Origin of the sequence: Haloferula sp., assembly GCF_049672945.1 — a bacterium.
Lineage (GTDB): Bacteria > Verrucomicrobiota > Verrucomicrobiia > Verrucomicrobiales > Akkermansiaceae > Haloferula.
Genome location: NZ_JBATWY010000232.1, coordinates 1 through 9,757 on the forward strand (window position 1 = coordinate 1; position 9,757 = coordinate 9,757).

The 9,757-nt window shown below is 55.5% G+C and carries 6 protein-coding genes; 3 read left to right on the forward strand and 3 right to left on the reverse strand.

Features of this window, described 5'->3' with window-relative positions; all coding sequences use genetic code 11:
* Positions 1 to 363 precede the first annotated feature (363 nt).
* On the reverse strand, positions 364 to 627 hold the full coding sequence (locus tag WBG04_RS20245; protein WP_424316541.1) for a magnesium transporter MgtE N-terminal domain-containing protein: 264 nt from the start codon (positions 625 to 627) through the stop codon (positions 364 to 366).
* 217 nt (positions 628 to 844) lie between these two features.
* Here WBG04_RS20245 and WBG04_RS20250 point away from each other — a divergent pair, with 217 nt between their 5' ends.
* Together WBG04_RS20250 and WBG04_RS20255 are read left to right on the forward strand one after the other, a co-directional pair.
* Entirely contained in the window at positions 845 to 3,967 is a 3,123-nt protein-coding gene (locus WBG04_RS20250; RefSeq protein ID WP_424316542.1) for a DUF1553 domain-containing protein, read from the forward strand.
* Complete coding sequence (locus WBG04_RS20255) at positions 3,964 to 5,481, forward strand: DUF1501 domain-containing protein (RefSeq protein ID WP_424316543.1); 1,518 nt, start codon at positions 3,964 to 3,966, stop codon at positions 5,479 to 5,481. The genes WBG04_RS20250 and WBG04_RS20255 overlap by 4 nt, the downstream gene beginning before the upstream one ends.
* 352 nt (positions 5,482 to 5,833) lie before the next feature.
* Here WBG04_RS20255 and WBG04_RS20260 read toward each other — a convergent pair whose 3' ends face one another.
* Both WBG04_RS20260 and WBG04_RS20265 read right to left on the reverse strand, forming a co-directional pair.
* Entirely contained in the window at positions 5,834 to 6,664 is an 831-nt protein-coding gene (locus tag WBG04_RS20260) for a hypothetical protein (RefSeq protein WP_424316544.1), read from the reverse strand.
* 220 nt (positions 6,665 to 6,884) lie between these two features.
* Positions 6,885 to 8,258: a sulfatase family protein gene (locus tag WBG04_RS20265; protein WP_424316545.1), complete on the reverse strand. Its 1,374-nt coding sequence runs from the start codon at positions 8,256 to 8,258 to the stop codon at positions 6,885 to 6,887.
* A gap of 231 nt (positions 8,259 to 8,489) precedes the next feature.
* Here WBG04_RS20265 and WBG04_RS20270 point away from each other — a divergent pair, with 231 nt between their 5' ends.
* On the forward strand, positions 8,490 to 9,347 hold the full coding sequence (locus tag WBG04_RS20270) for a hypothetical protein (protein ID WP_424316546.1): 858 nt from the start codon (positions 8,490 to 8,492) through the stop codon (positions 9,345 to 9,347).
* The last annotated feature ends 410 nt before the right edge of the window (positions 9,348 to 9,757 follow it).

Sequence of the window (9,757 nt, forward strand, 5' to 3'; positions counted from 1 at the left end):
CTCTCCAAGGCCGTGAGTTTCGGCCAAGCGTGGTGTGACGACGCAGGCCTGCCTGTGCCCAACAAGGACACAGGTTCCTTCAGCAGGGGGCGAGGCCGACTCCCTCTAGTTTCTCACAGCCGAAAACAACCGGATCAACGATCATCTCAGTACCCGCATTCAACCAGAGGACACCTATCAGGGCCACATCATCAAGTCCATCGACGGAAGTTCGATGTCGCTCGACGACACCAAGGAAAGCCACTCCGAATACCCACAGCCGAGTAGTCAGGGTAACGGTTGTGGATTTCCCGTCATGGGTATCCTCGTCGTATTTCAGCAGGCTCTTCGTCAGCTCCTTGTCGCGTGTGCCGAGGAGGGAAATTACCGCACGCGCGCCTTTTCTGAGACGACTTGGAAGATATCGACCCGGTCATCGTCAGAGAGATTTCCGAGGAGGAAACGGAGCTGGGCGGGCTTGAAGTGGCCGAGCGAGTCTTCGATGAGGGAGTCAGGAAGCACGGCGACAACGTCGGTGGCTAGCTCGGGGCCGATGGTTTTGAAAAGAAAGTCACGCTCCTCGTCGTTGAGGTCTTGATAAAGCTCCGCGATGTCGGCGTAGTGGACGTCCTCGGCGGTGGAGAGCAAGGCCGAGCCATCTTCGGCGGCGATGGCGCGCCGGACCTCTGCGATGGGGTTTGGTTCGTCTTCTTCCGGTACGCGGGGAAGTTGAAGTGCTTAGATGGTGCGAGCAAGCCTAAGGGCTAAGGGAGGTTGATAAATGGGTGATCCCGTGTAATAAGACACAGCGTTCGACGTATCTATTAAGACCCTAATGCCCCGCCTTTATCCAAGCTGGCTTTTTGTGAGCCTCGCAATCATCAATGCCGCGAACGGTAAGGAGATCTCGTATAATGACGACGTGCGCCCGATCCTTTCGGACAAGTGCTACTTCTGCCACGGCCCGGATGAGGCGAACAACAAGGCTGGGCTGCGGCTTGACAAGCCGGAACGTGCTTACGCGGCGCTTTCCGAGTCGATGGGGCACGCGATTGTCCCGGGTGATGTTGCAGAATCCGTGCTCTGGCAGCGCATCATTTCCGAAGATCCGGATGAAATCATGCCACCTCCGGAATCGAACCTCGTGCTCAATGAGACGGAAAAGGAAATTCTTAAGAAATGGATCAAGGAAGGTGCGGAATATGAGGCTCACTGGGCTTTTACGGCGTTGCCGAAGGAAATTAATGTGCCTGAGGTGAAGGCGAAGGATTGGCCTAGCAAGGTGATCGACAATTTCGTTCTCGCTGAACTGGAGGAAGAGGGACTCAGCCCATCGCCAGCTGCAGATCCGCTGAGGTGGCTGAGGCGGGTGACATTTGATCTTACCGGGCTACCTCCACAGCCTGAGGAGATCGAGGATTTTAAAAAAGCGGCAGGCGAGGATTTTGCCAAAGCCAAGGAGTCGGCGGTGGATCGTTTGCTCGCCTCGAAGGCATACGGGGAAAATATGGCGGTGCCGTGGCTGGATGCATCGCGGTATGCGGATTCATACGGTTATCAATCGGACAAACTGAACACGCAGTGGCCCTATCGCGATTGGGTGGTGAAGGCATTCAATGAAAATCTGCCCTACGATGAGTTCGTTACATGGAATCTTGCGGGTGATCTTTTGGAAAATCCGACACATGAGCAGAAGCTCGCGACGGCGTTTAATCGGCTGCATAGACTAACGAATGAGGGTGGCGCGATTTTCGAGGAGTGGCGGACGGAAAATGTCGCTGACCGAGTGCATACCTATGGCACCGCGATGCTCGGTCTGACGATGGAGTGTACGCGATGCCATGATCACAAGTATGACCCGATCACGATGCGGGATTACTATTCGATGTTCGCGTTTTTCAACTCGATCGATGAAAATGGGCTCTACGATACTCCGAACAAAGTCCCATCACCGACCCTGCTCCTGCCAACGCAGGCTCAAGAAGATGCGCGTGAGCGGGCGGAAGTTACGCTAGAGATAGCGGAAGATCGGTATGAAGCTGCGGTGATTGATGCGCGGCTGAGATTCGAGGAATGGTTGAAGCTGAATCCTGAGATCAAAGTTCCCGATCAGATCGCGGGGGTGACGTATGATTTCCAGACCGATAAGAAGAGGGTAAATGGACTGAAAACGGTTGAGGCGACGGATTCGACGCTTTCACGCCTGCTTCCGGGTGATGAGAAACGCACTTCCATTGTGCTGGATGGTGATCGTGGCATGGCGATCGGGGGGATTGAGCCCTTTGACCGTTGGACACCCTTTTCAGTAACGCTCGCCTACAAGGACATGGAGCGCGAACCGATACGCTCGGTGATTGCGCAGTATTCGCATGGATCTGATGCGGGGTATAACGGCTGGGATCTGGTAAGCGACAACGGCTACATCGAATCCCGTCTCTACCGGGTGTGGCCTGGAAACGCGATCGGCGTGAGGACGAAGATGAGCGTTCCTGAGAAAAAGTGGCAGCACCTGACGGCGACCTACGATGGATCTAGTAAGGCAGCCGGTCTGAAGATTTATCTCGATGGCGAGCTGATGGAGACCACCGTGCTTCGCGATAGAATGGTGAAAAGCGCGAACGTGAAGGTGCCGCTCAACGGTCGGTTCATGGTTGGCCACCGTTTCCGCGACCGCGGGTTGAAGGGCGGCGTTGTTGATGAGGTGGTCATTCATGGACGCGATCTCTCCGCGCTGGAAGTTCGTGGTCTACATGATCCTGAATCGCTCAAGAAGGTGGTTGCGGAGCGAACTGAGGAGCTTTTTGAATACTACTGCGGTGCCATTGACGATCAGGTCAGGGAGGCGAAGCGCAGGGTGCAGCTGAGATGGTATGAGTTTGTGATGGCAGAGGAGCCGATGCATGAAATCCCGGTGATGGAGGAGCTGAGCGAGCCGTTGCCCTCGTACATCCTCGCGCGCGGAGCCTATGATGCGCCAAAGACGGAGGATATGCGGGTCGAGGCAGATACCTTCGAGTTCATTTCACCGCCATTTCCCGAGGGCGCGCCTCGCAATCGACTGGGGCTGGCGCAGTGGACGACAGACCCGGATCATCCCTTGACGTCTCGGGTTTTCGTAAACCGTGTTTGGGCGAGTTTCTTTGGCGCAGGGCTGGTGACGACCCCGGAAAACTTCGGGCTGCAAGGAGCGCTGCCGACACATCCGGAGTTGTTGGATTGGGTGGCGAGGGACTTCGTTTCGAACGGTTGGAACGTGAAAAGGTTGTGCCGCCAGATTGCCTTGTCATCCGTGTATGGACAGGATTCGAAAACATCCCCGGAGCTTCTGGAGAAAGACCCGGAGAACAGGCTTTTGGCACGCGGTCCCGCGTTTCGACTTTCTGCGGAGCAGATCAGGGACATGGCGCTGGCAGCCTCTGGATTGCTGAACAGAGCGGCAGGCGGCCCGCCGGTTTCTCCTTACCAGCCGGGTGAAGATCTCTGGCGTGAGTCGAACGGTATGTCGCCGCCTTACAAGCAATCCGTGGGCAAGGCTTTGCATCGCCGGTCGCTATATTCGGTATGGAAGCGTACCGCATTGCTTCCGAATCTGATGGTCTTTGATGCCGGGACGCGCGAGGTGTGCGCGGTATCACGCTCGCGGACGAACACTCCGCTGCAGGCTCTGGTGTTGCTGAACGATGTCCAGTTTGTCGAGGCCGCCCGTGCTTTGGCGGAGCGTGTGCATGCTGGATCGCTCAGCGAGGAAATCCACGGAGCGTTTTTAGCTGCGACAGGCCGTGCGCCGTTCGACGAAGAAATGGAGGTTCTCATGAATCTTTATGAATCCGAGCTGGAGCACTACGAAGCGAATCCGGGAGAGGCGGTGAAACTGATCCATCATGGTGAGTCACCTGTCGATGACTCGATCCCCCCGCCGGAACTCGCCGCACTCACAAGCGTGTGCCTCGCCGTACTGAACCTTGATGCCAGCATTTGGAAACGATGAACCCATTCAATCCCAATCGAGTTACTGACTCAAAGAACCAGGTGAACATCGATGACTTCCTGAGGTTGAATCGACGGCATTTTTTCAAGAAAGCGGCGGCAGGAATCGGCGGGATGGCGCTCTCCGGATTGCTTGGGAGAAGCATGGCGGCGCAAAATCCAGTGCCCTCTGGACTTGCCAGCTACGCACCGAAGGCGAAGCGCGTGATCTACCTTTTCCAATCCGGCGGCCCGGCGCAGCAGGATCTTTTCGATTACAAACCGCTGCTGAACGAGAAGAACGGGGAACAGCTCCCTCCGGAAGTCCGTGCGGGGCAGAGACTGACGGGTATGTCCTCACAGCAGGCTTCGATTCCACTTGCTGGTTCACATTTTAAGTTTTCCCAACACGGGCAATCGGGTGCGTGGTTCAGCGATCTGCTGCCCTATCACCGGGAGATTGCGGATGATATCTGCATCGTGAAATCGATGTATACCGAGGCGATCAACCATGATCCGGCGATTACGTTTTTCCAGACCGGATCACAGATTGCGGGGCGGCCTTCGATCGGGTCATGGATTTCGTATGGCCTTGGGTCGCTCAACGATAATCTGCCATCGTTCATCGTGCTAGTCTCGGCAGGGCAGGGCGGGCAGCCCCTGTATTCGCGTCTCTGGGGTTCTGGCTTTCTGGATTCGAAATACTCGGGCGTGCAGTTCCGCTCTGGGAAAGATCCTGTGCTTTACCTTTCGAATCCCGAAGGCATTTGCAGGACGAGCCGGAGATCGACCCTCGATGCGTTGAAGACTTTGAACCAAGGGCAGTACGAGCGTGAGCTTGATCCTGAGATCGAGTCAAGGATCGCCCAGTATGAGATGGCTTACCGGATGCAAACGAGTGTGCCGGATGCGACGGATCTGTCACAGGAGCCGGATTCGGCATTTGAGCTCTACGGTGAAGATAGCAGGAAGCCCGGGACGTTTGCGGCGAACTGTCTGCAAGCAAGGAGGCTGGCGGAGAGGGGTGTACAGTTTATCCAGCTTTACCATCAGGGATGGGATCAGCACGGAAATCTTCCGAAGGATATCGCTGCACAGGCGAAGGAGACAGATCAGGCATCAGCGGCGCTGGTCAAGGATCTGAAGCAGCGTGGACTTCTCGAAGACACGTTGGTGGTCTGGGGTGGTGAGTTCGGGCGGACGTCCTATTCGCAGGGGGAAATGACGAAAACAAGGTATGGGCGGGATCATCACCCTCGCTGTTTCACGATGTGGATGGCCGGTGGTGGGGTGAAACCCGGGATTACCTTCGGCCAGACCGATGACTATGGCTATAACATTGTCGATCGACACGGGATTCCGATTTCACCCGATAAGCACAAGGTCTATCCTGACGCGGTGCATGTGCATGATTTCCAAGCGACGATGCTGCACTTGCTTGGTATCGATCATACGGCGCTAAACTTCAAATACCAGGGTCGGCGTTTCCGCCTGACTGATGTGCATGGGCATGTGGTGAAAGATCTATTGTTGTAGGATCAAACAGGGCTTGGGGTTTGCACCCCGCATCTTTGTTGGCATGATGCCTGCGGCAGAGAGGCTGTCTCAACCACCTCCGCCCACTCCATCCTTTATGATCAACTATAGCGAATCCACCCCGACTTCCCGCGAGAGCAGGCTAACCCTTGCAAGGCTGCTGCCCCGCTTGCACAAAGCATTCCCCGATGAAGTGGGTTCGGCGGAGTGGGAGGCATTTGAGGCGCGTTTGGGAGATCAACCCCCTCCAACCCCGGCCGTTGGGGCTCCATCGGCCGGACCGTCAAAAAGTAATTTCCTAGCAATTGAAGTACGGTTTCAGGGCTGCAAATCTGACGTAACGTCACGTCTTTTAAGGTAACCGGAGCATGATGATAGGGCCGGCATCGTACTGTGTTCGCATGAGGTATTCCGTAGGAAAAACCGGATCCTGGAATCCGGCATCGTCCGAGCCCTCGATGATGAGATGTCGCGGAAGACCCATGTCATCCGTGGCGACCTGCGGCACGCTGTCGCTGAGCTCGATTTCGTGCAAATGGATGCGATTCACAGGCACCGAGGAGCCTAGATCGACGGTGAAGAAGGGCTTTTCCCCTATGTCAAATGCAGTGAGCATCGCGACACTAAGCTCTCCTTCCTTCGCATCCATGTAGTAGGGCACGAAACCATCCACAAGGTTCGCCGTACTGCGAATCCGCCCATCGCTGGCGCGGATGGAGGAAGCCTCGACCGGGCGGTGGAGCGCAATGTCCTCGTCTCCGTCGAAGACAAGCACCTCGGATAGCTGAAAAATGAATTTCCCGTCCCACGCATGCGTCGAAAGCTCTAGAGCCTCCACGGTTATCCAGTCTGCCTCGGTCGTTGGAACTGAAATGACGAGCGGCACAATCCTGGGGAGCAGGTCGGGGGGATTGTTCACATAGGCAATCTGCCTGCCCTCTTCACCATCTTTGCCTGCCAGAATCTGGAACTCCACGGGGAAACCATCCGTCTGAAATCCTAAGCGGTAATCCCTCAAGAGTGTTGGCACGAGCACCACCTGGTCAAAGACAGAGCCAGTTTCCAGATCAATCCGGATCCACTCGTTCACGTTGTTTTCAGAATGCTCGATCGAGCGGTGATCCACGTTCCCCACCCCGCTGCGAAGAATGAAGCTCGCAAGCACTTGCAACTGCTGGTCCATACTTTTCAGCCGGCTTTCCAGAACCAATGTCTCCTCAGAATAAATCCCGCCCGCTCGATTCCTTTTCGGCTTGGCAAACGCGATCACCAAGACACTGAAAAGTGCCACTATGACGACAATCGATTTCCTCGTTGGCACCAGCTTGTCAACCCCATCGGAAAGAACTAGCCAAAGCTCGCGGCTTCCGGGGTGGAACTGCGCCCCACGGAGCCCTGGCCTGCTATTTTTCGCGGGTTGCCGAGAACACGTCGCCCACCGGCCTGGACGGAAGGGCATCACGCCATTCCTTGAGCAAGCCGAGCATGCGCGCCTTCACCTCCGTCTCCTTGTCCGAGAGGTCGGCCTCTTCCAGTTCGTCCACTGAAAGGTCATACAGCTCGATCCTGTCCTGGCTGGCATCCGAGAGCATCTTCCAGTGCCCGTCCACCACCGCGTAGGCCGCCCAATGGAAGGCCGTGTTCCGGTTCGCTCCTACTTTCCAAAACAATGGTTTCTCACGTGCAGGCACCGGCTCGCCTTTCAGAACAGAGGTCATGTCCAGACCATCCGGCTGGTAGTCCGCAGGAAGCTCAACACCCGCGATTTCACAAAATGTCGGCAGAAGATCCACCGCGGAAATCAGGGACGATCGATCAACTTCCCCCGCGGAAATTTTCCCCGGCCACCGCGCGATGAAGGGTACCCCGATACCGCCCTCGAAGAGCGAAGCCTTGTAACCCTTCCTGCCGCCGGTGATACCTTTCGCCGCTCCAAGGTCGAATCCTGCACCGGTTGCGCTATCGTATTGCAGTCCCGGAGCCATTGGTTTCGCCGCACGCGCCGGGCCATTGTCGGAGGTGAAGACCACCAGCGTGTTGTCAGTGATGCCGAGCCGGTCAAGCGTGTCCAGAATTCGCCCGATCCTGTCGTCCGCATGTGAAATCACGGATGCGTAGATATTGTCTGGTTGCTTGAGATCCTGGAAACGCCACTGGTATTTGGGAAGCACATGGAACGGTGTGTGCGGCTCATGTATCCAGAGATTGATGAAGAACGGCCTTTCCGCCTCATTGCACTTCTCCATGAATGAAATGACATGCATCGCGTCCTCGTGAAAAGGCATTTGTTCGCCGGCGCAGTTGAATGCCCCATACTCGTCATATCCGTATGCCGTCGGAAGCGGCGAATCAGGTATCATGTTGTTGGCGAGATGCCACTTGCCAAAGTGAGCCGTGGAATAACCCGCCTGCTTCAGGAACCTGGGAAGAAGCGGAGCCTCCGTCGAGAGCCAGTCGGGCATCCCGCGGCGCTGGTTGTCTTTCACCCAGGCGAAATGCCCGTCGATATTGTAGCGTGCCGGGAAATGGCCGGTCATCACCGCGGCACGGCTCGGCGAGCAAACGCCGCTGGCAACGGTGAAACGGTGGAAATCGGTTCCCTCGCGTGCCAGGCGATCGATATTTGGTGTTTCGAGATAAGGGTGACCGTGACAGGACAGGTCGCCCCAACCCCAGTCATCAGCAAAGATGAACAGGATATTTGGCTTGGCGTCCTCAGCACGCACCGCCATTGCCAACCAGCTGATGGCGGTTAAAAAGGTGACGATGAGTTTCATAGTAGAGTTGGTTTCGTTTGGGAACCGAAGTGTCGCACCGTTGCTCGCAAGACTCAACCCAAAGTATGGAAATCAAAGACCCATTCGATTCATCCTATACAGGGCACGGAGCGCGCCACACCTTGAAAGTTGAAACTAAGCATCCTAATTTTTGAGGATGGAAACCAAGCCGACAGTGATCTATCCTGAGGAAGCCGGTTGGGTCCAGTCCCTCCGGAAACAATCAAAATCATGACAAACCCTATCGCAGCGGTATCAGCCATCGCAATTCTCGGCTCCGCCAATCTCCATGCTGAACTACCCCAGCTGACTGAGAAACCGTTTTTAGGATCCTTCGCGGCATTGAGAAACAACTCCTACCAGATCATCATATCTCCCACCGGAGAAATCGTTATCAACCCGATCGTAAACAAGGGGGAGGTTCGCCCATATGTGTTCATTCCAGTCGAGTGGGGAATCAAGATCACTGACAAACAGGGTGTTGAGTCAGAACTGAAAGTTCTTCAAGAGACTCTCGAATCCGAACAATCCGCCACCGATAAACTGGATGCGACCGTCATCCGGGGCAAAACTGAAAGCGGAGGCGAGGTGGAACTTACCGTGGAGACCGACCGGAAATCCGTGGAATTCAAGATCAAACTTCTGGGAACAGGAACGCTTGATGCGGCAACGGCAAAGGCTGCGATTTTTTCAAGGGTCCAGAACTACTACCAGCGCGAGGAGGAACAACTGAGTGGCAAACCGGAGGAATTTGAGGAACTGATCAAGAACGACTGGCTCAAGGTTTCAAGGATCGACCGCTCAAACAAGAAATTCGCTCTCGCGGACAATGTGAATGCAGCCTCCGATGAAGTGACCGGGCCGGGTGTCCAGTCCTTCGAAACGGAGCTCGGGATCATCCACAACACCTATTCCTTTATGGCGGGTAGTGGAGCGGCGATGCAGCTATCCAACGAGCGCTTCATCAGGCAAGCAGGCGCGGCCAGCGAAAATGCCGTCCCAGTCCACAGGGGATACGACATCGTGTTCACTGCTGCCGAAGAGAAGACGAAGAGTTCGGAGAATACGTTGGAGGTCTCATTCAAGTAATCCGAGTAAAACACCTCCGCCTGGCGCTAGCCGGTGCGGATGGTAGAGGGTGAAAAGCGCAGTCTCCTACCACATGCGCAGCCTAATTTTTACAGTAGTAATTTTTCTGCTTCATCTCGGAGATGTCGCTTATCGAGGTGAGATGTCCGTCGACAGAAAGTATGACAGCCGTGCCGTCATGCCGCATCGTTATCAGCGATACTTCGGAATCCAAGAAGCCGCCGTTAACGCCGCATTTCACGGACCGACCCGAATGGCACGTGATTAAGCGGCTTTTCGATACGTCGATTTGTGTGGAATTTCTTTGAAAACGTGGCGGGGGGCGGTCAGCAACTGGAAGGGTTTGGGTCTTCGTTTCATCGCTCTGGGTTCGAGTCGGAAGGGACGGATGTCGACGAGTTTTTCCGAGC